This window comes from Sphingobacterium sp. UBA6317 (assembly GCF_002440385.1).
GTDB classification, from domain to species: domain Bacteria; phylum Bacteroidota; class Bacteroidia; order Sphingobacteriales; family Sphingobacteriaceae; genus Sphingobacterium; species Sphingobacterium multivorum.
In genome coordinates this window covers 1-25,226 of sequence record NZ_DJTD01000032.1, presented here as the reverse complement: position 1 = coordinate 25,226, position 25,226 = coordinate 1, and the positions used below count along the sequence as shown (strand labels likewise).

The following is a 25,226-nucleotide window of genomic DNA, read 5'->3' as shown; positions in this document are numbered from 1 at the left end:
CTTGTTCAGTGCTTGCTCAGTGGAGACTGAATAAACAATGACTAATTACTGTCCAAATATTGAATAAAAATTGTTTTTTCACCTAATTTGGTATGAGTATGTTTCCTTGATAATGTTTATCTTTAATATCTATAACATTATCAAGCAATTATGGCAATCGTTAAAAATGGTGTTAATGGAACTGTTTCCGGGAAAGCAGGTTCTGTTGTATTTGTGTCGACTAAAACAGGAAATTATGTACGATCTCTCCCTCGTGTTAAAAAACGGGAGCCCAGTCCTGAGCAACTGCTCAGTAGAAAACGCTTCAAAATGGTGAGGTCACATATTAGCCAGTTAAAACCGATCATCAATATGGGGTATAAAGCGTACAGCTATCCTAAACGGGCATACGATGTCGCGATGTCTTATAATTTGAAAGAAGCGCTTATCCAGGAAGAAAATGGTTTTTTGATTGACTGGCAGAAATTTATGATTGCCAAAGGAAGCCCCAATCCCATCACTTCCTACACAATGAATTTTGACAAAGAAAACCAAGTACTTCAGGTTACCTGGGAATATGACGCCTATCTGGAGGAAAAGTTCAATACCAGAACTTACGATTCCTTCTTGGTCCTGTATAATGTAGCGGATAACGGGAACGGATATTCACTTGTCATGAACGACTTCAAAGGTAGCTTACTATCTGGCAAACAACATATTGAAATGCCAAAACATAGAAAGGAAGTGACCTATCAGGTGTATATCTTTTTTATCGAGAGTTACGGTGGAGGTAATACAGACAGTCTGCACTTGGGTCCAATAACGATTTGAGTATACATAGTGCTGACACGATCGTGTATTATAATATAGCATAAAAAAGGGCTATCCACATTCGGCTAGCCCCTTTTTATCCACATTGGAAATAGTTTACCAGTCGATATTTCTGTTGTCTGTTGAACCTGCTTCCCATTGTTCGCTCACTTTACCGCTGTTGGCATCTTCTGGTCTGGCGTATGCCGAACCGGCGGCGATACCTTGTTCAAGCTCGATCGTGGCTACGCTAACTTGAGGGGCGATGTATGCTAATTTCTTTTCCATAATACCTTTTTTATCCTTGCTGAATTTCTATTGTTATGCTCAGCGTGTATTTAATTTTTAAGATTATTGATCTATTTATTGACTATTGGTGACTACTGACAAGGGATTTTCTTCTTTCCAGCGCCTACACCTTTGATAATTGTACGTCCATCAACAAGTTGGGTCACTTTTACGGTGTTGCTTTGCGTTGCGCTCCAAGGGAATGTGTTGAAACTGTTGCCATTAACGAGTTTAAGTTCATATAAAGGACCGCCGGATGTTTTACTACCAAACATGGTAACCTGGCCAGTTCTGCTGATGACAAGCTTGATCAATGGGGCTGCACTTGTACCTTTCATGTTGTAGACCTGATCAATTCTTTTACCAGTTTCAATATTGTTGCCTGCGTATTTGCTTCCATCAACAAACTGGATGTTTTGAGCAGAAGAGGCACCCACTTCAAATTGAATTTCTTGTTTCGCCAATTTGACACCATTTACTTCCATGTTAAATGCATTGTCCAGTTCGGTAATGTCGAAAACAAAGCCATAGTCTGCCGCTGGGGCAGTGAAATTTCTATCGATTGTCGTTCCATTGGCATAGAATTTTCCATCTTTCATAATGCCCGTTTTACCTCCCGATGTAGTTGCCGGATAGCTCCAGTCCAGGCCATTGCTGGTTACATTTTGTGTGCAGGTTCTGAAATTGAGTTTCAGATCGTATTTCTGTCCGGGATTGATCTTAACATTTGGAATGGTGATGTTTGTTTTAGTCTCATCATCCAGTGTTAGACTACCGAGCATCAGTGTTCCATTGCTGGTTGCCGGGTGGATCAATAAAGAGGGGTTACTGATCACGGTACGCAGGCCATTTCCTAAAGCCGGGAATTGCGTGGTCACGCCTGCGTTGTTCAAGCCATTGTAGGTTAGTGTTTGGTCTGAGAATTTCAAATTTGCACTACCATGACTAGGTTTTAATACGGCAGTCCCGATTTGAGTAATAGCTCCGGTCATACTTGGATCCATGGTCAATGTTGTGGTGATTTGGCTAAACCGGTGTTTTAATACAACATTTAAGTTATTTACACCACTTTTTAACGTTAATGTGCCCGTGTAATACATCAAATCACCACTTATATTGTCTAAGCTGGCAGTGGACAGTGTATTTTGATTGTTGATACCCGGTAATGCTGTGGTACTATTGATCGAATAGGCAATGAACGTGTAAGATTTTCCAGCGTCAAGAACGATACCTGCAGCAGTAGCTTCCTCACCATAGCTATAAATCTTTTCCGTTACGTAAGCGCCTTGGTTGTCATAGACAACAACTTTATATTTAACGTTTTTGTCCAATAGCTTCTCTTGTGTCTGGACAGCCGCTAGTTTGGGGGTGGACGAAGCGACGAGGCTTTTTGTGATCGCTGAATTGTTTGTTAGGACCACGTCGACAGAACCACCGTTTTCAAGCGGTACTGTCATTTCCTGTACATCAGGTGCATCGATTGATGTGCGTGAAGCTTTTGCAGATGCTTGCTTTTGAACAGCATTGTTGTCCGTTTCAGTGTAAGCTTCTACACCCGAAAGATTGACTTTAACGACAGTTTCTCCTGTCAATGCGGTGTTTTCTCCACTTTTGTTACAGGAGTAGAGACTAAGTGCGAAAGCACTGCAACCCAGCATGAACAGGTTAGTCAGTCGGTGATGGGGGATTAGATTCATGTTAATTGACATTTTGTTTTGTTATTGATTTTTTGATTTAGTTATTGATTTATTTGTTGTACTGTTTTTGCAGGTGTATGCCTGTTTATGTTTAAAATGTGGTATACGATTGCTTTTTTTTGTTGCTATTATTTTTTATCGATGCAATTATATAAATAGCATTTTACTTAATATGACGTATTTGTATTATCTTATTTTTCTTGTAGAGAAATATCTACAATACAACTATTTGCTGCTTTAAAGCTGTTTAAACATGTTTTATGCTGTTTTTCTGTAAATTACAATTCGTTTTATTTGAATAATAATTTACTTGTAATTAATATTAGTATCGAGTGATTGTTCTTTGTTGGGTTATGCGGTTTTGTGTGGATTTAAGGTTAAGAAAAGCGTTCGATAGAGGGCAACTGTTCCATTGTTTTTTAGGAAGAATAGGATGTGATGATCGCAATAGATTTCTGAGACTAAGCGGAGATTTTAATTTATTTTTTTAAATTTGTGCATTCATGAGGTTAATTGTTTTCATATTGATAGCATATATTATGGGACTTTCTTTTGTTCCCTGCAGTGATTCTACCAATCGCTGCGAGCAGACTGCTATGGAAAGACAATTAAACCAAACTCATAACCATAATGATGACGCGTCCGATGCTTGTTCGATTTTCTGCTATTGCAATTGTTGTAGTGGAAATATAACGGCTTATGCGTATCAATTTCCGCAAATAGATGGTGTCCCGGTTTCAATTTATTTTGATAATCGTAATCCTGTCCTCAATACAGCGATTGTTTCCAGTTATTTTGGGAGCATCTGGCAGCCGCCAAAGGTTAATGCTTAATTTTTCGTAAAAATTCTAGAAACAAATCTGATAGAGCATGCTATGCTGTTCTTTATTCAGCTTTGTGCTCGGAATACGCTTGTTGTATGGTATTACGACAAAAGATGAACTATTCTAACGAGCTATTATTTAAGCATTAATCACGTATAATTGTGTTAGATCATATTATAAAATTTAGCATTAAGAACAAGATCATTATCGGTTTAATGACCTTGTTGCTTATCATTTGGGGGGCATGGAGTGCGACGAAACTACCCATAGATGCCGTTCCCGATATTACCAATAATCAAGTCCAGATCTTTACCTCTTGTCCAACTCTTGCCGGACAGGAAGTAGAGCAATTGGTGACTTTTCCAATTGAACAAAGTATTGCAACTGTACCCAAAATTGAGGAGATCAGGAGTATTTCACGCTTCGGGCTTTCTGTCATTACCGTTGTTTTTGACGATGATGTAGATATTTATTTTGCCCGTCAGCTGATCGGTGAGCGTTTGAAAGAAGCAGTGGATCAGATTCCACAGGGTATTGGTAAACCTGAGTTGGCTCCAGTAAGTACCGGATTGGGAGAAGTATATCAATATATTATCCATCCCAAAAAGGGAAGCGAAAAGAAATACAACGCAAAAGATTTGCGAACCATGCAAGATTGGATTGTTGCTCGTCAACTTTACGGAACTCCTGGAATTGCCGAGGTCAATAGTTTCGGTGGTGAGCTTAAACAATATGAAGTAGCTGTTGACCCAAATAGACTTAAGGCTATGAATATCACGATCCCAGAGCTATTTACTGCCTTAGAGAAAAACAATCAAAATACAGGTGGTGCCTATATTGATAAAAAACCGAATGCATACTTTATCCGGGGGATTGGACTGGCGACTTCTTTGGAAGATGTCAGAAATATCGCTATCCGAAAATCAGGGTCTATACCGATTTATGTAAAAGATGTTGCAGATGTACGGTTTGGTCATGCTGTGCGTTATGGAGCCTTGACATACAATGGTGAAGTAGATGCTGTGGGTGGTGTCGTCATGATGCTAAAGGGTGAAAACAGCAATGAGGTGGTCAATCGTGTGAAAGAAAAACTACCGACTATCCAAAAGTCTTTGCCTGATGATGTGGTTATAGAGCCCTATTTGGACCGGACAGACCTCGTTGGACGTGCGATCAGTACCGTTGAAAAAAATCTGATTGAAGGTGCCCTGATTGTAATTTTTGTCCTGGTATTATTTCTTGGGAATTTGCGGGCAGGTCTTATCGTTGCTTCGGCGATTCCACTGGCGCTGCTGTTTGCACTTGGATTGATGAACGTCTTCGGCGTAAGCGCCAATTTAATGAGTTTGGGTGCGATAGACTTCGGTTTGATTGTGGACGGAGCCGTCATTGTGGTGGAAGCTACGCTACACCATTTAGGCTTACGAAAGTCAACCGAGAAATTGACCCAGGCCGAAATGGACCATGAGGTATTTGAGTCTGCTTCAAAGATTCGTACCAGTGCAGCCTTTGGTGAGATTATTATTCTTATTGTCTATATTCCAATTTTAACATTGGTGGGTGTTGAAGGGAAAATGTTTCGTCCAATGGCACAAACAGTTGGGTTTGCTATTTTCGGGGCATTGATTCTCTCGTTAACCTATATCCCCATGATGTGTGCTCTGTTTCTGCCGAAAAAACACAGCGACAAGAAAACGTTGAGTGACCGGATGATTGCAGGACTGCAACGTATTTATGAGCCTTTATTACAAAAAGCCATTCGGTTTAAATACCTGATCGTGAGTTTAACTGTTGCCATTTTTGCTTTGTCGGCTTTCTTTTTTAAGAATATGGGGGGCGAGTTTATTCCACAATTGCAGGAAGGCGATTATGCATTCCATTGCATACTTCCTCAGGGAAGCTCGCTTTCGCAAAGTATTGAAACCTCTATGCAGGCTTCCCGGATTATCAAAGAGTTCGATGAAGTGAAGATGGTCGTCGGTAAAACAGGAGCTGCGGAGGTGCCAACGGACCCTATGCCACCGGAAGCGACAGATATTATGGTGGTATTGAAGCCTCAAAAAGAGTGGAAGTCGGGTCGTTCTTATGAAGAACTGGGGAGCGCTATTCTGGAGAAGCTAGAAGTAATTCCGGGCGTCTTCTTTGAAAAAAATCAACCTATTCAAATGCGTTTCAATGAGTTAATGACGGGTATCCGTCAGGATGTTGCTGTAAAGATCTTCGGTGAAAACATCGATTCACTGGCCGCTTACGCCAATGTGGTTGCTGCTCAGATTCAATCTGTTCAAGGGGCAACTTCTCCACAGGTGGAGCGCGTATCCGGTCTCCCGCAAATCAATGTCGTTTATGACCGCACCCGTATCGCAAATTATGGATTGACAATTCAGGACGTTAATGATGTGGTGAGTACCGCCTTTGCCGGTCGGAGTACGGGACAGATTTATGAAAATGAACGTCGCTTTGATCTGGTCGTCCGGTTAGATACAACGCACAGAAATAGCATTGATGATGTGCGTAATCTGATGATTCCTACAGATACGGGTACGCAGATCCCTCTTTCTCAGGTTGCTGCCATTGATTATAAATTGGGGCCTGCCCAAATCAGTCGCGAAGCTGGTAAACGAAGAATTGTGATTGGATTTAATGTGGCAGGGCGTGATGTTCAAACCGTAGTAAAGGATATCCAGCAACAATTGGCTGCAAATGTAAAACTTCCTGCAGGGTATTATTTCACCTATGGGGGGCAGTTTGAGAATTTACAGAAGGCGAGCTCACGCTTGTTGATTGCTGTGCCAGTTTCCTTATTGCTTATTTTTATGCTGTTGTATTTCACGTTTCATTCCTTTAAGCAGGCGACGCTTATTTTTACTGCAATTCCAATGAGTGCTATCGGGGGTGTATTTGCGTTGATGTTGCGCGGCATGCCTTTCAGTATTAGTGCCGGTATCGGTTTTATTGCCTTGTTTGGCGTAGCCGTACTCAATGGTATCGTTTTAATTGGGACATTCAATCAGTTGAAAAAAGAGGGTGTCGATGATATTTTTCAACGCGTTAAAGAAGGTACGTTGACTCGTCTGCGTCCAGTACTCATGACTGCGACCGTGGCTTCACTGGGCTTTTTACCGATGGCAATAAGTACAAGTGCCGGCGCTGAAGTTCAGAAACCTTTGGCAACGGTTGTTATTGGCGGATTGGTAACGGCAACTTTCCTGACCTTGTTTGTGCTACCCTTATTGTATATAATTTTTAATTCTAAATTGAATATGAAACGAAGTAGAGGTGCTAAGACCATCGTCACAATACTTGCTTTCCTGTTTATGGCTTTGGGATCTCAGGTGTTTGGACAGGAGCGCATTTCTGTCACAGAAGCTGTAGAAACTGCGCTGAAGAACAATCGTCAGTTTCAGATCAACCAGGCTGAAATCGTGGGCGCTGGTTTCAATGTTAAGACGGCGACTGAAATTCCCAAGACCGGGATTTTTGCAGAAAATGAAGATTACCGTCCTACGGATAAGGCCGGCTTATTGAAAATTGGTATAACGCAAAGTATTGCCTGGCCTGGACTCTACACTGCGCGTAAGGCGTATTTTAAAGAACAACTAAAATATGCGAACCTAAATACAGATGTATTGAAAACTGCGATTACCAAAGACGTGAGGACAGCCTATTTTCAGCTCTGGTATCTTCAGGATCGCCAAAAACTGTATATGGAGTTGGATAGTATCTATACCGCCATGTTCAAAGCAACTGAACTTCGCTTTAGAACGGGTGACGTAGCTGCGCTGGATAAGATCGCGGCTGAAGCAAAGCTGAAAGAACTGCAGGCACAACTTGTTCAAAACAAAAAGGATATCATTATTCAGCAACAGCAATTGATGATGATGTTAGACCGTAATGAGTGGATGCTCCCATTGGATCAATCTTTGGAGAAGATTGTCGTGGACGCAAGTCCATCAGATGAAACGGCGCATCCTTTACTGGTTTTACAGCAGCAAAATGTAAATATCGCTTCATCAAACATCAGTGTTCAGAAAAATACCAATAAGCCTGAGTTCTCGGGTCGATTTTTCTCCCAACGTGTTTGGGGAGCCAAAGATCCATTATCGGGATTCTCGGTCTCCGCATCCTTCCCGGTCTTTAGCTTGGGTGCCTATAAAAGTAAAGTGAAGGTTGCCAACGCTGAAATGGAAGTTCAACAGCGTAAGTTGGAATATGATACGCAGGTATTCCAGACAAATAAAGGGAATGCACTTGCTGAAATTGACAAGAATAGTGCATTGCTGCAATTTTATGAGTCTTCGGGGTTAAAACAAGCTGATGCAATTATTAAAGCAGCTAGTTTGGGTTATAGAACGGGGGAGATCAATTTTGCTGAATTAAGCCAATTTTTAAGTCAGGCCATTGGCATTCGCCAGAATTATTTAGAAGTCCTCAATCAGTATAATCAATCAGCAATTCAATATAATTACTTCAATAACAAATAAGGCAACAATGAAAGTTTTCATAAAGATATTTATCGTATGTGTAGCCGTTACTGTTTTTTACGGTTGCGGTTCTAATGAGTCCGAGCGTAAAGGTCAACCGGAAGGAAAGGAAGTACCCAAAGCCGAAGCGGAGCATGAGGAAGGGCCGGTGACGGTGGCGGCATTGAGTGCTGCACAAATAAAGGCTGTGGGAATCGTTTTTGGAGGGATTGAAGAGAAGGAACTAACAGCTACCATTAAGGCCAATGGACTTTTGAGTGTACCCAATAACAATAAAGCGAATGCGACGGCGCTTTATGGTGGTGTTGTAAAGACATTGAATGTGCAGCTGGGGGACAATGTGCGTAAGGGGCAGGTGATCGCCACGATTATCAACCCCCAGTTTGTACAATTGCAGGAGGAATATGTATCCCTGGCAAGTAAGATTACCTTGGCCGAACAAGAAATGGCAAGGCAACAGGAACTCAATGAAGGCAATGCAGGCGCACGGAAAAATCTGCAGGCCGCAACAGCAGACTTCAACAGTTTAAGGGCCCGAAAGGCTTCCTTGCAACAACAGATCCAATTGATGGGTATTAACCCCAATAGCGTGAATCTGTCCAATATGCGAACTTCACTGGCCGTAACAAGCCCTATCAATGGAACAGTTAGTAATGTTTTTGCGAAAATAGGGAGTTATGTGGATGTCTCTTCTCCGGTGATCGAGATTGTTGACAATAGTCTGTTGCATTTGGATCTGCAGGTATTTGAAAAGGATCTACCTTTGGTTAAAGTCGGACAGCTCATCAACTTTCAGCTGACCAACAATCCGGATAAGACCTATACCGCTAAAGTTTTTACAATTGGATCTTCATTTGAAAATGACAGCAAGACCATCGCTGTACACAGTACGGTTGTGGGCAGCAAAGTGGGGTTGATTGATGGGATGAACATTACGGGTATGATCGGTGTCAAAAATGTGCGGACTCCGGCTGTTCCGAATGACGCAATCGTGGAGGCTGACGGCAAGTATTATATTTTTGTGGAGACCAACAAGAAACCGGAAGAGCATGAGGAGGGGCATGACGATCACGGGCATGCGCACGATGAAGGTGAAGCAAAACATGCACATAAAAATGAGCAAGAAGCCGGGCAGCATGGAGAAGAACAGGCTAAAAACATCAATTTTGAAAAAATTGAGATTCAAAAAGGCGTATCTGCTTTGGGATATACGGCGATTACCCCGGTTACAGAAGTGCCTGCTGGAACAAAAATTGTTGTGAAGGGGGCTTTTTTTATCAATGCCAAAATGAGCAATACAGGTGGGCACGAACATTAATTGACCGTATTTGTTAACATAATCAAAGCAAGTGATGGAACATAAACATCGTTATGATGCACAAGGCAGGCAGCTTTGTTGTACACAGACAGAAAAAATATATAATCAGGCTGGAGCTGAGGATCTTATTGGGAAAGCTCCGGCTTCCAGCCATGGTCATGACCATAGCCATGATGAGGACGGTCACGATCACTCGACGGCAGGGGCCAGTCAGATGCAGTTATTTCTACCTGCGCTAATTTCTTTTATCTTACTCATTGCTGCTATAGCCATGGATAATTGGATTGCACAATCCTGGTTTAAGGATTGGGTCCGTACAGGCTGGTACATATTAGCTTATCTACCGGTTGGGTTTCCTGTTATCAGGGATGCTTTAAAGAGTATAGCCAAAGGGGAAATCTTTTCGGAGTTTTTGTTAATGAGTATTGCTACCATAGGCGCTTTTGGGATCAAAGAATACCCCGAGGCTGTAGCGGTAATGTTGTTTTACGCCGTAGGAGAGGTGTTTCAGACCTTGGCGGTAAGTAGGGCTAAAAGTAATATTAAGGCTCTACTGGATCAGCGTCCGGATGAGGTGACCATTTTGGAGAATGGAAAGAGCAAAGTGATCAAAGCTGCCGATGCAGGTATTGGAGCAATAATTCAGCTGAAACCTGGTGAAAAGCTTGGGCTTGATGGTGAATTGTTGTCTGAGCAAGGTGCATTTAATACAGCTGCGCTGACTGGCGAGAGCAAGCCAGATACAAAGATGAAGGGTGATGTTGTACTGGCTGGAATGATTAATATGAACACCGTGAGCCTAATTCAAGTGACAACAGCATATCAGGACAGCAAGTTGAGCAAAATCCTCGAGCTCGTACAGAACGCAACGGCTCAAAAAGCACCCACAGAGCTGTTTATTCGCAAATTTGCTAAGATTTATACCCCAATTGTCGTGTTTTTGGCCATTGGAATTTGTCTCCTGCCTTACTTGTTTGTGGATCAATATGTATTTAGCGAATGGTTGTATAGGGCTCTCGTGTTTTTAGTGATCTCTTGCCCCTGTGCACTCGTCATTTCAATTCCTTTGGGGTATTTTGGTGGAATTGGTGCTGCAAGTAGAAATGGTATACTTTTTAAAGGCAGTAATTTTTTGGATGCGATGGCAGCTATCCGCCATGTCGTGATGGATAAAACCGGAACAATGACTGCCGGCGTTTTTAAAGTGCAGGAAATTAAGCTACAGGCCGGTTACGACGAAGCAAGGATTTTAAAGCTCGTCAATAAAATAGAGAGCCACAGTAGCCATCCAGTTGCAACAGCGATTAGAGAATATGTCGGTCCGATCGATGAGTCTGTCGATCTCAATACCATAGAAGAAATCCCTGGACATGGACTAAAAGCTATGGCTGATGGCAAAGTGTTGCTGGTGGGCAACTTTAAATTGCTGGACAAATTTAATGTAGTCTATGATATCGATCCCAATAGTATCGTATATACGACCATCGCGATCGCTTTGGATGGTAAATTTGTAGGATTCATGACCATTGCTGATAGCATCAAAGCGGATGCTGCGCTTACCATACAGCTACTGCATAAACTCGGTGTAAAAGCCACAATGCTGAGCGGGGACAAGACGACTGTTGTCGCCTATGTTGCCAAGGAACTTGGAATAGATCAGGCCTATGGCGATCTGCTGCCGGAAGATAAAGTGAATAAAGTCAAGGAAATAAAGGGACTAAACGAATCTGTTGCTTTTGTGGGGGATGGTGTTAATGATGCTCCGGTTGTCGCACTGAGCGATGTTGGAATAGCGATGGGGGGACTGGGCAGTGATGCGACGATCGAGACGGCTGATGTCGTGATACAAGATGATAAACCTTCGAAAATTCCAATGGCGATTCGCATTGGAAAAGAGACGAAAAAAGTCGTTTATCAGAATATAGGCCTTGCCTTCATAGTTAAGGGGATCGTGTTGATTCTTGGCGCTGGAGGATTGGCAACGATGTGGGAGGCAGTCTTTGCCGATGTTGGCGTATCGTTGATTGCTATATTGAATGCCATAAGAATTCAGAAAATGAAATTTTGACATTTAGCATCAAGTTGCACCCGCCCTTTTCATTGGATGAAATGAAGGGTGGGTGTATGCCTATTTTTATTAGCCATCATCTAAAACACTAAATATATTAGTATATTTGGGCGTGATTTTTATGTAATGACGAAAGAGCAAATTGCCGGATTGCTTGAAGGAGTACCTTCAGCAGTCGGCGTATATTATATTTATGATAAGCATGATGCGCTAATTTATGTGGGCAAGAGTATCGATATTAGAAATAGGTTATTGCAGCATTTTAGAAGTACAGATTTTAAGGAACGTAAAATCCAAGGAGCAGCCTGCAGAGTTGGATTTGAACTGACCGGTCATGAATTACTTGCGTTATTGTATGAATCTGACCTGATCAAAAAACACCAACCCTATTACAATCGAGCGCAGCGTCGAACTTACTATGGATTTGGCCTTTATCTGGCTGTGAATCCGTCAGGTTATCAAGTCTTGCAGGTTGAGACACTTGATCCCGAACGTGAAGAGTTAATGACTTTTTCGAGTTACCAGGAGGGGCGGGAGCAATTATTTCATATCGTGGAAGCTTATCAGCTGTGTCAAAAAATAAACAAGTTACAGACGTATACGAAACATTGTTTTCAGTATATGTTGAAGACCTGCAAGGGGGCTTGTATTGCGCAGGAGCTTCCAGAAGACTATAATCGAAGAGTGCAGGAATTTGTCGTCTCTTCGGAGCTTCCGCTGGGCGAAATATTTTTGGAATTTTTAGGGCGTAATCCAAATGAAAAGGGCCTTGTTTACTTGTTGGACGGTCGGTATAAAGGATTTGGCTACTGCAATAAGCGTGTTTCTAGCGAAAAGAAAAAGCGAGAAGCCATCGTCTTCAAGGCCGAGAACAGAGATGTTAGACGTATTTTGAGACGCTATTTCAAACTCAACCCTGTTTAAATTTTTATCAACACTGATTTACTGGCTTGATACACCAGTAAATCAGTGTTTCACCTTTGGTAAAAACTTTTTGTCGTTCTCATCGGAATCTTTATAGTAGGCTCGCGCTTCGTCCAGTTTATGATGCATTTCTTCACGTACGTTGTGGTATCCTTGTACATGGTATACATTCTGCATTTCCTGTGGATCTTTTTCTAGATCGTATAATTCCCACTCATCTTTGTCATAATAGAAATGGATCAGTTTGTACCTTTCGGTACGAATTCCATAATGTCGTTTTACCATGTGAATGGAAGGATACTCATAATAGGTGTAATATACGGCATCGCGCCATTGCTTTTCTTTTCCATTGAGTAGGCCACGAAAAGATTTTCCCTGCATATCTTTCGGGATTGCAAGTCCTGCATAATCTAGGATTGTTGGGGCAAAATCGAGATTCTGGACAAGTGCTTTTGAGGATTGGCCAGCTTTAATTTCTGCTGGATAGCGGATCAATAAGGGAGTTCGAAGCGATTCCTCATACATAAAACGTTTATCAAACCAACCATGTTCACCTAGATAGAATCCTTGGTCTGAGGTATAAATGACAATGGTATTTTCGTCAAGTCTATTATCTTTCAGAAATTCCAATAGGCGTCCAACACCATCGTCTACCGCTGCAACGGTACCCAGGTAATCTTGCATATAGCGTTGATATCGCCAGCGCATCAGGTCTTCTTTGGACATGCTGGGATATTTTATCTTAAAATCTGCCATAATTGGGTTGTATATTGAATCCCATGTTGCACGTTGTGCTGCGGTCATTCTTCCTAAGTTTCCATTAAAGGCAGCTTTATCCCAAGATAGATATTCTTTTAGTCCCAATTCATCCATTAGCGTAGGCGGTATCTTATTGTCACCAGCCCAGTTCATGTGTTTAAGGATATTCATTTCCGCGGTTTTTGCGGCGGTTCCTCTTCCTTCGTAGGTGTCGAATAGATTGTCCGGTTCTTTATAGGTTTTTGATGTATATTGTTGAATATGCCGTAAAGCAGGTAGCCATTCTCGGTGTGGCGCTTTTTGATGATAAAGCACACAGAATGGTTTACTAGTATCTCTTTTAGCGATCCAATCTAAGGTCATATCGGTGGTGAGATCCGATACATAGCCTGGCATTTGTTGTTTCACACCATTGATAATGAAGTTAGGATTATAATATTCGCCCTGGTCGATAAGTACCGCGGAGTAGTTGAATCCCTGTGGCAATCCATCCATGTGGATTTTACCAATTAATGCTGTTTGGTACCCATTTTTTTGAAGAATCTTGGCAAAGTTGTCCTGATTCCAGTCGAATTTTGCCTCATTATCAATTTTCCCATTCATATAACTGTGCTTTCCCGTTAAAAGTACAGCCCGACTGGGCGCACATAATGAATTTGTCACGGTCGCACGTGTGAAAATGGCACCTTCCTTTGCTAATCTGTCAATATTGGGTGTTTCATTTAATCCGTAACCATAAGCGCTGATCGCTTGATAACCATGGTCATCACTCATGATATATACAATATTTGGATGCTTTTTTGTCTGCTCTTTTTGTGCCAATGCCCAAAAAGGTACACATGCGTACAAGGTGAACGTAAGAATATAATGATGCAATTTCATGGTTAAGGTTTGTATGTGTTGCGACGATCGTTTTTACCACAAGCTAATATAGCTGTTTTCATTGAGACAAAGATGATGCTATTAGTTTAATGATACCTTTTACTATTTAAATGATTTGTTTATTTTATTATTCTGATAGAAATTTGCAGTATTGATAATTTTACTTATATATGAAGAAGAGTTTATTAGCACTTGCACTAGGGGGATTAGGGATAGGTATTACCGAATTTAGTATGATGGGGATGTTACCGGACGTTGCCTAAAGCCTGCAAGTTTCAATTCCGGAAGCTGGTTATCTCATTACCGCTTATGCTTTGGGTGTTGTTATTGGTGCTCCACTATTGGTAGTTGCTATGAATCGGTTGTCGCCCCTTAAAACCCTGATTACCCTCATGGGATTATTTACCCTGTTTAATGGATTATCTGTGATTGCTCCAGACTACGGTCTTTTGCTGGTGTCGCGTTTTATTTCAGGATTGCCGCATGGTGCTTTCTTCGGTGTAGGGTCTGTCATTGCTAGTCGATTGGCCGATCCTGGGAAAGAAGCGCAGGCGGTAGCGACGATGTATTCGGGATTGACCGTTGCCAATTTATTTGGGGTTCCATTGGGTACCTATATAGGGCATCATTTTTCATGGCGTTATACTTTCTTATTGATTGTTGTCGTCGGTATTTTGACCATGTTAGCCTTAAAGTTGTGGATGCCTAAAATGAAAGCAGCACCTAAAAATAATCCCTGGAAGGACTTTGGTATTTTTCGCAATGTGAATGTCTGGTTTATGGTTTTATTATTTTCAGTGGCCCCAGGGGCGTTGTTTGCCTGGATAAGTTATATTGCTCCGCTGATGACTGAAGTGTCTGGGATTGCTGATAAATACCTGCCGTATATTATGGTGTTGGCTGGATTGGGTATGTTTGTGGGGAATTTGATCGGCGGGAAGTTGACGGATACTTTTTCGCCAACAAAGGTGGTCGTAGCCGTATTGGTGGTTCAGATTTTATGTATGCTGGCTATTTATGGCCTGTCCGACAACGTTGGGATATCCTTGGTGATGACTTTTTTAACCGGAGTCACTACTTTTGCGCTTGTACCTTCGTTAACCCTATTATTGCTTAATTCGGTAAAGAGTGATGCTGAAATGTTGGTTGCTTCTCTGGGGCCTGCATGTTTTAATATTGCGAATGCGTTGGGTGCTTTTTTAGGTGGTGTGCCTATTAATCAAGGCTATGGTTACACTTCTCCAGCTTTGGTTGGTGCGGTAATGGCGGCATTAGGGATAGTCATTTCTTTATGTTACATCCAACGAAGCAAAAAGCAGCCGACTATGGATAACAAAGAAGTTCTTGAGGATGCCGTTGGTCAACTTTCATAATCCTTCATGTCGTCTTGAAATTTGTTGTCGGTCCTAAAAAAATAGCGAATAGGATTGATGTTAACCAATATTTCCACCAATTCTATTGAAGATAGACTTAAATTGAACATCGATATTTTCACCCAGGTACATGCGCTTGGCCCGGCGTTTTATAGGATTTCCTTGGTTCAATAGGAAGGAAACTGTGGTTGTATTCTCTTGAGGTAGTACAATTTTGGAATTTTGCCTTAAATAGAGTTTTAACAAAGCCATTCCGGCGGATTGTTTATTGGCGACAATAAGACCTTCTCCCAAAGTGGGAAGGTAATAGCCGCGGACAGTTTTGTTTTCCACATAGACAAAGCCAGCCGTGAAATGTGGTTCTATTTCGAACCGTCTATTTTCGGCAGCAGTTTTCTGGTCGAGTGCCAAAAGTTGCTCGCTATAACGGGATTGATAGTGCTGTATGCTGTGGTCCGGTTCTTCAAGCTGAGTGATCTGTATATCATCAAAGAAAAGATAGGAAGAAGATTCCTTAAAGCCGAGTTTTGTGTAAACTGGTGCGCCCATATCCGTTGCAATGAGTTGGATGCTCTTGCATTTTTTGCTATTTGCTATATGAATAAGTTCTTGGGTGATGTGTTTCCCATAGCCTTTTCCTCTTTCATCGGCAGCAACGATAATATGTCCCAACCAGGCTACGTTACTATGGATAATGGTCGTACCTATGGCGACAATTTTCTGATCGACCAGGAGTTTTATGGGAAAACAAAAAGGGCTTTCTATATAGTGTTGTATTTTGATCGTGATATTGCCCCATCCTTCCGGACTTAGCGTTGTAATTATGGGAAGATCGGAAAACTGAATAGGATCAAAATTCATGTAGCCTCTATTTTATTGCGGTTTTATTGTACTTGTTTTTATATTCAAGGGGGGATAGTCCCGTAAACCGACGGAATATTTCACGGAAAGCCTTTACGTCAGTATACCCAATAGCGTACATTACTTCATTTACCGTTTTCCGCGAGCTTTCCAATTCCTTTTTTGCCGATTCCACTTTTATCCGTTGAAGATATTCCACAGGTGTATTACCTGTCGCTTTAATAAATCTACGGTCGAAATTCCGGCGTCCGACGGTGAATTTTTCAGATAACTTCTCCATGGAGATTTTTTCTGAGAAGTTATTCTCGAGATAGTCCTGTGCACGCATGACCATTTCATCGCCATGTGACTTTTGACCATTAAATATCATAAAATCGGATTGCGTTTGTCTGGCAATATCAATTTGAAATATTTTGGAGCAATAAATCGCTGTCTGTCTGTCGTAAAACTTTTCAACCAGGTAAAGGAGGAGGTTGAGGAAGGAATAACCGCCACCATTGGTATAGATTCCCTGCTCATCGGTAATAATTTGTTCTGTTTTTAAGTTGACTTTGGGGAAGAGCTTATGGAAGTTTGCTGCTGATTTCCAATGGATAGAGCAGCTTTTGTTATCTAAAAGTCCCGTGGATGCGAGCAGATATGCACCGGTACACATGCTTGCTACATTTGCTCCTTTGGCATGATGGTGTAATATCCATTCTGAAAGAACGCTATTCCCAGCTTCTATTGCAGTAAAATTGGAAATGACAGCGGGTACAATAATGAGGTCTGTTTTTTGAATTGCAGTGATATCTTTCTGTGGCATGACCGTTAATAATCCATTGACAAAGTTACTCTGTTTAGAAACTCCTGCTAATTCTATAATAAATATAGGCTCCCTGTTCAGTTGATCGTAATAGCGGTTCGCTTCGGTGAATACATGGTATGTTCCAATAATGCACGATATGGTATTAGGGCCTGTCTGACTGTTTGGAACTAAGATCGTTAGGTGTTTCATGTTGAAAGTTTATAAGATTGAATAAACGATAGTACGCTTATTTGATACTATTCAAATATACCTAAACGATTTGTCTAAATCAACCGCTGAGAATGTCTATTTTACACCCCTTTTTGTGTTTTAAAGTCCGTTATATTTGATCTACACATTAAAGTTAATACAACAAGATGGTACAAATGATCGCAATATATAAGTTGACTGAAGAAACTTGGCGCCTCAAACTCATGATGTTCAGATTTACATATTTGATTCGATTGAGGTATAGGAAGATAAGAAGTATGAGTTAATGGTTAAAAATACGAAGAATGATGAAAAAGGAAGATTTTAAAATGAGTATTACCGTTGATGCAGGTGCTCAACGCGTATTTGAAGCAATCAATAATGTCCGCGGATGGTGGTCTCAAAATATTGACGGGCCAACTACCGCTTTGCATGACGAGTTTATATATCATTATCAGGATGTACATCGTTGTCGAATAAATATAGAAACGATGGAAACGGATCGTAAAGTAGTCTGGCGGGTGCTCGAAAACTATTTTAAATTTACCCAGGATGAACGGGAATGGACTAATAGTTCCATTATCTTCGATATTGTTGAAGATGTAGGTACAACTACATTACATTTCACCCATCGTGGGCTTAATTCCCAGATGGAATGTTATAAGGTATGTCATGATGCCTGGACATATTACATAGCGGACAGCCTAAGACAATTGATTTTAACGGGGATGGGACAGCCTACTCCAAAGGAGGAAATAGCGCTGGACGCTATGGAAGAGAATCGCATACCACATGATCCTGGGACAAAAAGTATCTACCATAGATTGTTAATTGAAACTCCGGTAGAAACTGTTTACAAGGCGCTTACAACGGCGGAAGGACTAGCAGGCTGGTGGACACCAGATACGAAGGCAAAGCCAGAGATTGGTGCGATCCTGCGCTTTGGATTTGGTCCCAGCTATTTTAAAAATATGGAAGTTATTGCGCTGAAGCCTTATTCCAGGGTCGAGTGGCGCTGTGTCAAGGCATTTGAGGAATGGATTGGAACGACACTGACCTTTGAACTTGAACCTCAGCAAAAGGGATGTATGCTGCTGTTTCACCATGATGGCTGGACAAATTATAGTGCGGAATTTGCTTCCTGTAGTTTTGATTGGGCACTATTTTTCAGGAGTTTAAAATTTTTCTGTGAAAAAGGAAAGGGTTTTCCTTATCCCGAATTTAATGTATAAAATTCGGGAAGGGGCATAGTGTATTTTTGGTATAAAATGAGACTATCGCAATAGCTTGGCAATCGCATGCAGATAGTCTTTATTTTTAGAAAAATCATTATGTCCCTCCTTTGCCAACCGAATCAATTTATCCTGTTTTTTAAAGAATCTACTCAGTTTAATGGAAGAGTCAAAATAGACGGCTTTATCCTGGTCTCCGTGGAAGATGATCGTTCTACATTTTACTTTTTGTAATGCCGAAGCATTGTCGAAATGAAAGGGGAGCCCGCTTGTATCGAGCTCAGGAGCGATATGTTGCGTCCAATCTTCAAAACTATAGTAAGGTGCCTGAAGAATAAGTATTTTTGGGGCGTTATGCGAAGCAATAGTTGAAGCCAGTGCTGTACCCATCGATTGACCAATTATGATGATATGATCTTCCGGATAATGTTGTTTCAGGTTATCATAGACTATTTGCAGGTCACTATAAAGTAGTTTTTCATTGGTTACTTTACCTTCACTTTTTCCGTAACCTCGGTAGTCTAACATAAAAAGATCATAGCCGTTATCAGTATAGATATTCGCAATTTTACCCCAAGTGTCTACCGCCCCATTACTGCCATGCAAATAGAAAATTAGTCCTTTGCTCTTGTCTGCCTTAAACAAGATCCCATGGAGTTTAACATGATCTGCTGTTGTGATAAATTTTTCTTCATATTTGCCCTGAAAATGGAAGGTTGAATCTTGGAGCTTTTTGCCTGGAAATAGTTGTTCCTCAAGGATCTCATTCCAGTTTGGTTTCACTTTAGCCTTACTATTGGCTTGCGCATGTACTACGAGGTATGAAAAGATGAATAGCAGGAGTAATAGCATTGGACGTGACCAAAGGTGACGATAGAATTTTGTTAATGCGGTGGTATTGTTTACGTGCATAAATATACTTGGTCTATGATTTTTATTTAAGTTACACATTTCTGTGGCATCCAGAAAATGTGGGAATTCCTAGTTTTAGCGGTATCTTTCTTATAAACTTAATCTAGGTTAAGTTTACGCCTTAATCTAGGTTGTTGGAAGCAGACTTCTTCTTGTCGTACCTTTGAGATAGCAATTTAAAATGAAGTGATCATTTAGGCTTCAACTTAAATTCATCAAGAACGATAAAAAAGGAGATTATAACATGAAAAAATCAATTGAAAGAATTTTCCAACGTCCAGCTCAACCTGGCATGGTAGGAGATGGATTTCGTGTATTTAATATGATACCAGGGAATGGGATTTCCCAAAAGAGGATGAGTCCATTTCTTTTACTGGATTTCAATGCAGCATTTGATTTTGGACCTTCGGATCATATTAGAGGCGTGGATGTACATCCGCATAAAGGATTTGAAACCGTGACTATCGCCTACAAAGGTAGTGTAGCCCATCATGACAGTTCGGGGAATAGCGGTGTTATTCGTCCGGGTGATGTACAATGGATGACTGCCGGCGCTGGCATATTGCATAAAGAGTACCATGAAGAGGAATTTTCAAAGAAAGGCGGATTATTTGAAATGGTTCAGCTCTGGGTTAATTTACCAGCGAAAGATAAATCAACAGCGGCGCACTATCAGGCAATTACTGCCGATCAGATGGGGAAAGTCGTGTTGCCCGATGCGGCAGGGGTAGTCAATGTCATCGCGGGGAAATTTCAGGATATGGTTGGACCAGCGAGCACCTATACCCCTGTCAATCTATTTGACATCAAATTGGAAGAACAGCATGAAACGAACTTTTTGGTTCCACAAAATCATAATACAGCGATGCTCGTTGTGAATGGCGAGGTTGTAGTCAACGGTGAACTTGCTAAGGAGCATAGCTTTGTCTTATTTGGTCATGATGGTGAAGAGATTTCGATAAGGGCAAATAAGAATGCAGTTTTACTTGTGTTAAGTGGTGAACCCATTGATGAACCTATCGTGAGTTATGGCCCATTTGTAATGAATACACAGGCGGAGATTTACCAAGCCTTTGAAGATTTTCAAGCTGGCAAGTTTGGCGTACTTGAATAAATGAAATAAATTTCCATACATGGCTTATATCCTTAATATGTAGGCCATGTATGGAAATCAAAATAGAAAAGATTGTCCGTTAACTTGCATTTCTTTGGATTGTCGTGCTCAACGACTAAGAAAAGTTTTTTGGTCGTCTATCATAGCCGACATGCACGATGAGGACCAGTAGTGTACAACAAAAGCCGGTCAATACCACGCCATTCCATTGAAAGTATTTCCAAGCCAGGGAAGCCAAGTAACTACCCAATGATCCACCGGCAAAGTAACTAAACATATAGACTGTATTTAGTCGGTTGGTTGCCCCTAGATTTAAGGCAAAAAAAGCAGATTGATTGCTGATATGCATGGATTGTAAACCCAGGTCGATTAAGATTACACCTGTTATTAATCCGATATAGCTATTCCCTCCGATGTAGAATAAAATCCAGCTCAATAGCAGGATAAATATGGAACCAAGATAAAGAGCAGCCCGGTTGCAAAACCGATCTGTGTGAGCATAGCGATCATACTAATTGCAGCTTCACTAACGTGAAAGTCTTTCGCCATTAATCCCAAAAGCGGTTGATTATAATAGTTGTTGCCGACGACTATTCCAGTTGTCAAGGTAATAAGCCATAAAAGAGGCTTCGTAAGTACAGGTGTATGCCGCTTTGAGTCTACGTGAAACTCTATGTTTTGATTTGTTATGTCTGTTGTATGTATCATTTTGAATTTTATTTCCTTGGCTGCAAATTTACAGCGATCAGTAATGGAGGAATTGAAGAATTCGATCCATGAATTGAAGAATTGAAGTTTGATTAACCTAAATTGATCCAGAAGTTCGATAATTATGTACTGGATTAGCTATTGTGTTGCTGTTTTTTGACTTAAGTCATGGTTTTTCAGTTGCGAGGCGATTAGTTTTGGGACTTAAATTTTTTATCAAATGACAGAACTCGAGCATATTATTTGGATTTCTATTATTTTAATTGTGATCACATCAGTTAGGAGCCGTTTAAAACTAGCACTCCCCATTTTATTGGTTATCGTGGGACTTATATTGAGTTTGGCACAGTGCTTTCCGGTATTGGCGATTAATCCCGATATAATTTTTAATATAGTTTTGCCGCCAATTTTGTTTGATGCAGCCTGGAATACATCTATTCCGGATTTCAAACGGCAATTTTCTAAGATTTCTTTATTGGCAGTCGGACTGGTATTGATTACAACGACTGTTATTGCAGTTGTTGTTCATTCGATCATTCCAGGATTTAACTGGGCGATTTCCTTTGCGTTAGGGGCAATTATTTCGCCACCGGACGCGATAGCAGCGACGAGCATTGCGAAGGATCTTCCCCTATCGAGAAAATTAATCACGCTTCTTGAGGGGGAAAGTCTGCTTAATGATGCATCCGCATTAATTGCATTTAAGTGTGCGATTATAGCATTGGTAAGTGGTGGTTTTTCATTTTGGAATGCTGGATTACAGTTTGTGATAATGGGAATAAGTGGAGTGGCAATAGGTTTGTCGATCGGTTATGGGTTTGTAAAATTACATCGCTTTCTCCATGGCAATAGTAATGTCGAAACCTTTGCTGTGTTGTTGTTACCATTTGCGACATATAGCCTTGCTGAACATTTAGCCGCTTCAGGGGTCCTGGCTGTCGTCAGTTTAGGTATGTATATCTCCTGGAATTCCTTTTCCTTATTTAGCTCAGCAAGCCGTTTACAGATGAGCCATTTTTGGGATGTCATTATCTTTATTCTAAATGGACTCGTTTTTTTGATTTTAGGCATGCAGCTTCCCCACATTGTTGAAGCAATACCTCGTTCAGAAATAATCGTTCTGACTTTGTACGGCTTCTTGATCTTCTGTCTGTTAATTCTGATACGCTTAATTGTGACCTACTTTTTTCCGCTGTTTTCTTGTCGGGAAGATAAAGAGGATGCAGCTTTTCAATGGCGATTTCGAAAGGAGTATATTATTTTGTCTTGGTCGGGTATGCGCGGGGTTGTTTCACTTGCTACCGCATTTGCATTGCCTTTATATGCAAACAATGGTTCGCTCATTGCACAGCGAAATACCGTTCTCTTTCTTTCCTTTGTTGTCATTATTTTCACGTTAGTTATTCAAGGAATTAGTTTGCCTCAACTTATTAAGCGTATTACTCCCAAGCCGAACAAACAGGATAAGGGGAAAGAACTAAACGATTTATTGATTGAGCGTTCGTTAAGCTATTTGGAAAGTCTGGAAATCGACAGACCATTAGTGCAAGAAGTCGTACAAAAGATGCAAGTAAAGTTGCAAAATCAAAGGGAAGAACCTAACGACATGAAGAGATCTATCAAAGACATTATCTGTAGGGATGAGTGGCGAGCATGCTATTTTGACATCGAACTATCTATGATTCAAGTGCAGCGAAAAGAACTTGTGAGAAGCTATCAAAAGGGGATTTATCCCTTGGAAGATGTTAGGAAAAAGGAATTTGAACTTGATTTATGGACAGCAAATATTTATCAAGAAATGAAATTGTAGGTGTTTGCTGTTTTTGACTTAAGTCAATGTTTATTGTTTTTCATGGATAGATCTTTGTCATCAAATAAGCCAGCCTCAGTTATTCGGAAAGAGGCAGGATAATATAGAATGATATGAAAAATTTGTTAACAATGTTTGGGGATGATCCCATAGCAAGAGTAGAAAAGGCATTAAAGGATTTACAGGCCGGTAAAGGGGTTCTTCTTATCGATAATGAAGATCGAGAGAATGAGGGGGATCTTATTTTCTCTGCCCAAAACATGAGCATACCGGATATGGTACAAATGATCCGGTATTGTAGTGGTGTTGTCTGTCTTTGTCTCACCCATGAGAAAGCGAATGAATTAGACTTACCTTATATGGTGTCAGCTAATTCAAGTCCTTACCAAACGCCATTTACAGTATCTATCGATGCAAAGATAGGGGCAACTACGGGGCTCTCGGCTTCCGATCGAATTGCCACAATAAGAGCGGCCTGTGCGCAGGATGTCAAACCGGGTGACCTTGTTCGCCCAGGTCATATCTTTCCCTTGCGGGCGCACGCGAACGGAGTATTGGGTCGCGATGGTCATACAGAAGGCAGTATCGATTTGATGTTTATGGCGGGTTTAGAACCGATGGCTGTCTTATGTGAATTGATGAATGAGGATGGGACAATGGCGCGTTTGAATGAGGTCTCAGCATTCGGACTGAAACATAATCTTACCGTATTATCTATTGAGGATATTGTTACCTATAGAAAGCTAAATAGTAATCATCGAAAAACAGTATATGAATCAGACAAACACTAAAAAAATAAGATCGTTATTCCGCGTTGGCCGAAAAGAGTACCTTACACCACATCTTATCCGGGTAATATTTGATTTAACCGATGAGCAGCTCGGGTTATTGGCCGAAGTCAGTTCGGGTTCAAATAACAAGCTTTTCGTTCCGTTGCAGCACAATGCGCAAGAAGTAGTCGTCAGAACTTACACCAATCGTAAAATAGATCTTTCTAACAGAGAATTGCATATCGATTTTGTTGTTCATGGTGATAGCGGTCCTGCATCTGCTTGGGCAATCAAGGCGGAAAAGGGCGATCAATTGGAAATTGGCATGAAGGAGAGCAAAAGAAAATTGGTTCCCCAGGTAGACTGTTACCTGCTGGTTGGAGACACAACAGCTTTACCGGTTATTGCTGCAATATTAGAAGAGCTTCCAGCGACGGCTAGAGCAAAAGTAATTATTGAGATTCCGGCAAAAGAAGACGAGCTTGTATTGTCCTCAGCCTGCAGTGCACTCATACAATGGTGTTATAATCAGACACCAGAACAAGGGAGTAATCTCGCTGAATATGTTAAGAAAGCCGACTTTAGGGCGGATGATCAAACGAGTTATATCTTTATTGCTGCGGAGTATGCCATTGTGAAAGAATTACGTCATTACTTTCGGGAGGAAAAAGGGAGAACTTCACAAGACCTATATGCCTGCGCATACTGGAGAGTGGGGCATGCAGAAAGTGAACTTATGAATTTAAATGAGCCGATCTAGTTCTTGAATTAGTTACTGTTAATCCAATTTTATTAGTTTTGCTGGAAATTAATTTAGAACAGCAATTAAAATGGATGAGCTATTGATATCCTATATCACGAGTAAAATTACGGTAACAGAAGATGAATTACATCTAATACGCTCATATTTTAAGCCTTTAAAGCTAAAGAAAAATGAGTTTTTGTTGGCCAATGGTGAAATAAGCCAACGCTCATTTTTCGTGACCAAGGGGTGTTTACGTATTTTTTTTATTAATGAGTCTGGACAAGAAGCAACACGCTACTTTGCCTTTGAGAATCAGTTTGCAACCGCATTAGTCAGTTTTATTACAGGAGAAGAGTCCGAAGAATTCATTCAGGCTTTGGAACCTACTGAAATCTACTATATAAGTCATAAGGATTTTTATCATTTGTTGGACCTTATTCCACAGTGGGAGAAGTTCTACCGTCTCTATTTGGAAATTGCCTATGTAACAAATACAAAGCGTCTGATGTCATTTTTAATGCAAGATGCCCTTGAAAAATATCGTTTATTGTTGGATGAAAATCCAATGGTTGTCAGAAGGCTATCCAATAGAATAGTTGCTTCCTATCTGAATATTTCACAGGAGACATTGAGCCGTTTAAAGTCAAAGCTCTAAAACTCAACTGGCCTAT

21 protein-coding genes are annotated in these 25,226 nt (G+C 40.9%); 13 read left to right on the top strand and 8 right to left on the bottom strand.

What is annotated here, in order from left to right; all coding sequences use genetic code 11:
• Positions 1-150 precede the first annotated feature (150 nt).
• On the top strand, positions 151-810 hold the full coding sequence (locus B3E92_RS09795; RefSeq protein ID WP_286896459.1) for a DUF6266 family protein: 660 nt from the start codon (positions 151-153) through the stop codon (positions 808-810).
• A 96-nt stretch (positions 811-906) separates the two neighbouring features.
• Here B3E92_RS09795 and B3E92_RS09790 read toward each other — a convergent pair whose 3' ends face one another.
• Both B3E92_RS09790 and B3E92_RS09785 read right to left on the bottom strand, forming a co-directional pair.
• Complete coding sequence (locus B3E92_RS09790; protein WP_286896456.1) at positions 907-1,077, bottom strand: hypothetical protein; 171 nt, start codon at positions 1,075-1,077, stop codon at positions 907-909.
• Between the two features lie 92 nt (positions 1,078-1,169).
• Positions 1,170-2,774, bottom strand: coding sequence for a hypothetical protein (locus B3E92_RS09785; protein WP_286896452.1), 1,605 nt, complete (start codon positions 2,772-2,774; stop codon positions 1,170-1,172).
• A gap of 503 nt (positions 2,775-3,277) precedes the next feature.
• Here B3E92_RS09785 and B3E92_RS24365 point away from each other — a divergent pair.
• The 5 genes from B3E92_RS24365 to B3E92_RS09765 all read left to right on the top strand — a co-directional run bounded on the left by B3E92_RS24365 (position 3,278) and on the right by B3E92_RS09765 (position 12,392).
• Positions 3,278-3,607 (top strand): DUF6660 family protein, encoded by a 330-nt coding sequence (locus tag B3E92_RS24365; protein WP_313240106.1) that lies wholly within the window; start codon positions 3,278-3,280, stop codon positions 3,605-3,607.
• Positions 3,608-3,759: 152 nt separating this feature from the next.
• Positions 3,760-8,082 (top strand): CusA/CzcA family heavy metal efflux RND transporter, encoded by a 4,323-nt coding sequence (locus B3E92_RS09780; RefSeq protein WP_286896451.1) that lies wholly within the window; start codon positions 3,760-3,762, stop codon positions 8,080-8,082.
• A gap of 7 nt (positions 8,083-8,089) precedes the next feature.
• Positions 8,090-9,400, top strand: a complete 1,311-nt coding sequence (locus B3E92_RS09775) for an efflux RND transporter periplasmic adaptor subunit (protein WP_286751841.1) — start codon at positions 8,090-8,092, stop codon at positions 9,398-9,400.
• 34 nt (positions 9,401-9,434) lie between these two features.
• Positions 9,435-11,468: a heavy metal translocating P-type ATPase gene (locus tag B3E92_RS09770; RefSeq protein WP_286896447.1), complete on the top strand. Its 2,034-nt coding sequence runs from the start codon at positions 9,435-9,437 to the stop codon at positions 11,466-11,468.
• A gap of 126 nt (positions 11,469-11,594) precedes the next feature.
• Positions 11,595-12,392 carry a GIY-YIG nuclease family protein gene (locus B3E92_RS09765; protein WP_070564333.1) on the top strand — a complete coding sequence of 266 codons (798 nt, stop codon included), beginning with the start codon at positions 11,595-11,597 and terminating at the stop codon, positions 12,390-12,392.
• 42 nt (positions 12,393-12,434) lie between these two features.
• Here B3E92_RS09765 and B3E92_RS09760 read toward each other — a convergent pair whose 3' ends face one another.
• Complete coding sequence (locus tag B3E92_RS09760; protein ID WP_070564330.1) at positions 12,435-14,033, bottom strand: sulfatase family protein; 1,599 nt, start codon at positions 14,031-14,033, stop codon at positions 12,435-12,437.
• Positions 14,034-14,299: 266 nt separating this feature from the next.
• Here B3E92_RS09760 and B3E92_RS09755 point away from each other — a divergent pair, with 266 nt between their 5' ends.
• Positions 14,300-15,406 carry an MFS transporter gene (locus B3E92_RS09755; protein ID WP_313372303.1) on the top strand — a complete coding sequence of 369 codons (1,107 nt, stop codon included), beginning with the start codon at positions 14,300-14,302 and terminating at the stop codon, positions 15,404-15,406.
• A 60-nt stretch (positions 15,407-15,466) separates the two neighbouring features.
• On the opposite strand, the gene B3E92_RS09750 is transcribed toward B3E92_RS09755, so the two are convergent.
• Positions 15,467-16,267, bottom strand: a complete 801-nt coding sequence (locus B3E92_RS09750) for a GNAT family N-acetyltransferase (protein ID WP_286751846.1) — start codon at positions 16,265-16,267, stop codon at positions 15,467-15,469.
• A 7-nt stretch (positions 16,268-16,274) separates the two neighbouring features.
• A complete protein-coding gene (locus B3E92_RS09745; RefSeq protein WP_112374766.1) occupies positions 16,275-17,264 on the bottom strand; it encodes a GlxA family transcriptional regulator in 990 nt (329 codons plus the stop codon).
• 305 nt (positions 17,265-17,569) lie between these two features.
• Here B3E92_RS09745 and B3E92_RS09740 point away from each other — a divergent pair, with 305 nt between their 5' ends.
• Positions 17,570-18,496, top strand: coding sequence for an SRPBCC family protein (locus B3E92_RS09740; RefSeq protein ID WP_286896444.1), 927 nt, complete (start codon positions 17,570-17,572; stop codon positions 18,494-18,496).
• 42 nt (positions 18,497-18,538) lie between these two features.
• On the opposite strand, the gene B3E92_RS09735 is transcribed toward B3E92_RS09740, so the two are convergent.
• Positions 18,539-19,408 carry an alpha/beta hydrolase gene (locus B3E92_RS09735; protein ID WP_286896441.1) on the bottom strand — a complete coding sequence of 290 codons (870 nt, stop codon included), beginning with the start codon at positions 19,406-19,408 and terminating at the stop codon, positions 18,539-18,541.
• A 244-nt stretch (positions 19,409-19,652) separates the two neighbouring features.
• Between B3E92_RS09735 and B3E92_RS09730 the strand changes: the two genes are divergently transcribed.
• A complete protein-coding gene (locus tag B3E92_RS09730; protein ID WP_070564311.1) occupies positions 19,653-20,522 on the top strand; it encodes a pirin family protein in 870 nt (289 codons plus the stop codon).
• Between the two features lie 115 nt (positions 20,523-20,637).
• Here B3E92_RS09730 and B3E92_RS09725 read toward each other — a convergent pair whose 3' ends face one another.
• Together B3E92_RS09725 and B3E92_RS09720 are read right to left on the bottom strand one after the other, a co-directional pair.
• Positions 20,638-20,958: a hypothetical protein gene (locus B3E92_RS09725; RefSeq protein WP_286896439.1), complete on the bottom strand. Its 321-nt coding sequence runs from the start codon at positions 20,956-20,958 to the stop codon at positions 20,638-20,640.
• Positions 20,955-21,230, bottom strand: a complete 276-nt coding sequence (locus B3E92_RS09720) for a hypothetical protein (protein ID WP_286896436.1) — start codon at positions 21,228-21,230, stop codon at positions 20,955-20,957. The genes B3E92_RS09725 and B3E92_RS09720 overlap by 4 nt, the downstream gene beginning before the upstream one ends.
• A 220-nt stretch (positions 21,231-21,450) precedes the next feature.
• On the opposite strand from B3E92_RS09720, the gene B3E92_RS09715 reads away from it, so the two are divergent.
• The 4 genes from B3E92_RS09715 to B3E92_RS09700 all read left to right on the top strand — a co-directional run bounded on the left by B3E92_RS09715 (position 21,451) and on the right by B3E92_RS09700 (position 25,210).
• Positions 21,451-23,040, top strand: a complete 1,590-nt coding sequence (locus B3E92_RS09715; protein ID WP_112374769.1) for a Na+/H+ antiporter — start codon at positions 21,451-21,453, stop codon at positions 23,038-23,040.
• Between the two features lie 113 nt (positions 23,041-23,153).
• The gene (gene ribB / locus B3E92_RS09710; protein ID WP_286896433.1) at positions 23,154-23,831 is read left to right on the top strand and encodes a 3,4-dihydroxy-2-butanone-4-phosphate synthase; all 678 of its coding nucleotides are present in this window, start codon (positions 23,154-23,156) and stop codon (positions 23,829-23,831) included.
• Positions 23,812-24,570 carry a siderophore-interacting protein gene (locus B3E92_RS09705; protein WP_070564305.1) on the top strand — a complete coding sequence of 253 codons (759 nt, stop codon included), beginning with the start codon at positions 23,812-23,814 and terminating at the stop codon, positions 24,568-24,570. Before ribB ends, B3E92_RS09705 begins: the two co-directional genes overlap by 20 nt.
• Before the next feature lie 70 nt (positions 24,571-24,640).
• Positions 24,641-25,210, top strand: a complete 570-nt coding sequence (locus B3E92_RS09700; RefSeq protein WP_070564302.1) for a Crp/Fnr family transcriptional regulator — start codon at positions 24,641-24,643, stop codon at positions 25,208-25,210.
• Positions 25,211-25,226 lie beyond the last annotated feature (16 nt).